The organism is Cupriavidus sp. 01T418 (assembly GCF_056398885.1).
Map to the genome: position 1 here is coordinate 1 of NZ_JBFTQG010000102.1, position 2,530 is coordinate 2,530.

Annotated in this window: 3 protein-coding genes; all 3 read right to left on the reverse strand. The window is 60.8% G+C overall.

The window, feature by feature from the left end; translation table 11 throughout:
* Positions 1-965 (reverse strand): isopenicillin N synthase family dioxygenase (locus tag AC1DQ3_RS36310; protein ID WP_477124918.1); only part of this gene is annotated, 965 nt, incomplete at its 3' end.
* Complete coding sequence (locus AC1DQ3_RS36315; protein WP_477124919.1) at positions 962-1,963, reverse strand: Bug family tripartite tricarboxylate transporter substrate binding protein; 1,002 nt, start codon at positions 1,961-1,963, stop codon at positions 962-964. The genes AC1DQ3_RS36310 and AC1DQ3_RS36315, both read right to left, overlap by 4 nt.
* Before the next feature lie 53 nt (positions 1,964-2,016).
* Positions 2,017-2,530 (reverse strand): SDR family NAD(P)-dependent oxidoreductase (locus AC1DQ3_RS36320; protein WP_477124920.1); only part of this gene is annotated, 514 nt, incomplete at its 5' end.

The following is a 2,530-nucleotide window of genomic DNA, read 5'->3' on the forward strand; positions in this document are numbered from 1 at the left end:
TACTCGCCTGCGTGGACACAGGTCGGAATGCACTCGACCCGAGTGTCCTCGCGCGGATTGACGAAGTAAGCCATCGACTGCCGACGCTCGACGCTTGCGAGCGATGCGTCGGGATTCGCCACTCGGTGCACGTTCGACAACCATCGGTCATTGGTCCACATCATCATCAGGTCGCCGATGTTGATGACGAAAGAGTCGGATGGCGCGCTGATGTCCAGCCACTGGCCCGTGCGTGTCCGTACCTGCAGACCGCCGCTGGCGTTCTCTGCGAGCAGCATTGTGAAAGCGCCGTAGTCTGTGTGCGCCCCCGCGCGCAGTTGGCCGGGCGCAGGCGGTGTCGCCTGCGCCGGATAGTTGATAACCCGCAGATGACTGTTGTGGCCAGCGAACGAAGGCTCAAAGAAATCTGCGTCCAGCTGCAGCGCACGAGCAAACAGTTGCCGCAAGGTGCATGCAAGGGACTCCATTGACCGGTAATATGTCTCCAGGTTTTTTCGCAGAGAGGATGATCCGGGAGGCCAGATGTTCTGAAGATAAAAGCGTGGATCACTGGATGTGCCAACGACATCTGGCGGCCCCATCCCGAACCCTTCCTTCAGATCATCGGGCGTCTTCTGCCCTGCAGTTCTGCCCAGCGTGGACATTCCCAAGGGCACATAGCCGCGCGGCAGCAGATTGACCGTATTGCGGTCGGCCAGCTTGTCTTCCATTGACCTGTCGAAGTACGCGCGTGCCGCGGCATTGGCCCCCGCGATGATCGCGGGCGGTACCTGGTGATGGACGATCACGAAGAAGCCGATGCGACACAGCGCCTCGTCGACTTGCGCAGCAAGGCGGGCTCGCGTGTGCTCATTGCCGTTGAACCAGCAATCCAGATCGATCACCGGCACCGCGTCTGCAGCCGTCGTCTCAAGCCGTGTGTGCGTTGAGACGCCCAAGGTCTGCGCAATGGTTCCAGTGCTCATTGTTCGACTCCTACCAAGCCAGCCTTCTGCATCACCGTTTGCCACTTGGAGATATCTGCTTGCAGAAAGCTTCGAAACCGATCGGGCGTGTAGCCTCCGATCGGCCCCGCCCCAATTTTTGCGAGCTGCTCTCTCACCTGGGGCAGGTTGACTACCTTGTCGACGGCATCGCTGATTGTCTTGGCGACGGCAGGTGGTGTTCCAACGGGCGCAAGGATTCCCAGCCAGCCGCTGTACTCGAATCCGGGAAGTCCGGATTCCGAGATCGTTGGCACGTCCAGACCGGGAAATCTTTTTTCGCTTGGGACGCCAAACGCCTTCAGCTTGCCCGCCTTTACCTGCTCCAGCACCGTGCCATACTCGCTGAACATGATGTCGACCTGACCGCCCATCAAATCACTTACTGCATCGCTGTTCCCTTTGTAAGGGACATGCAGCATGTCGACTCCAGCCATCTGCTTGAATAATTCACCGGCCAGGTGCGCCCCGGACCCACTGCCCCAGGAAGCAAAGGTGACCTTTCCCGGATTTTTCTTGGCGTAGGCAATCAGACCTGCAACGTTGTCATAGGGAAGCCCGAGCCGCCCCACCAGCAGACGCGAGTTGTAGACCGACAAGGACACCGGAACGAAGTCCCTGAGCATGTCGTACTGCAACTTCTTGAAATAGCTCGCCGCGGCCGACTGGCCAGAGGAACCCAGCACGATCGTATAGCCGTCGGCCGGCGCACGCGCCGCCGCTTCCATGCCGATATTTCCTGATGCGCCCGCCCGGTTCTCGACCACCACGGGCTGGCCCAGCAAGGGCGCGAGGTTGTGAGCGATCAGGCGCGCCACGATATCTGCGCCGCCCCCAGCGCTGTACGGCACGATGAACACGATGCGCTTCTCAGGCCATGCAGCCCAGGCGGAATGACCGGATACCAACAGCACAACAGTCGCCAGGATCTGGGCTGCGAGCGGCCAACGATCGCGCAGCCAGCAAGGAAGGAAGTTCACTTTTGTCTCCGTTCAAATACGCGTTCTGAAGGCCACGCCGCGAAACCGGTCGGTTATTGCACAGAATGCCCACCATCGATCATCAACACATGCCCGGTGATCATCGAGGCATTGTTCGAAAGCAGAAATGCCACCCCGGCCGCCACGTCCTGCGGTGTCGCGAGGCGCTCCAGCGGGATCGAGGCCGCACGGCGGGCGCGGTAGGCGAGGTCGTCCAGCACATCGGCGGTCATGGCGGACAACACCGCAATCGGCGCGACGGCATTGACCCTGACCTTGGGTGCCCACTCAAGCGCAAGCTGTCGCGTCAAATGGGACAGAGCGGCCTTGGACACGTTGTATGCGGTACCCGTGCGTGCGGCAATGCTTCCGTTGACGCTTGACACGTTCACGATGGCTCCGCGGCGCTCGATGAGACCGGCGCCGAATGCCTGGCAAGTCCTGACGGCGCCATGCACATTGACATCCAGAATGCGCGTCCATTGGTCTTCCGTGCAGTCGAGAAAGCTGCGGCGAATCTGCAGACCGTGGCAATTGACCAGCAGATCGACGCCCCCGCTCCGCGCC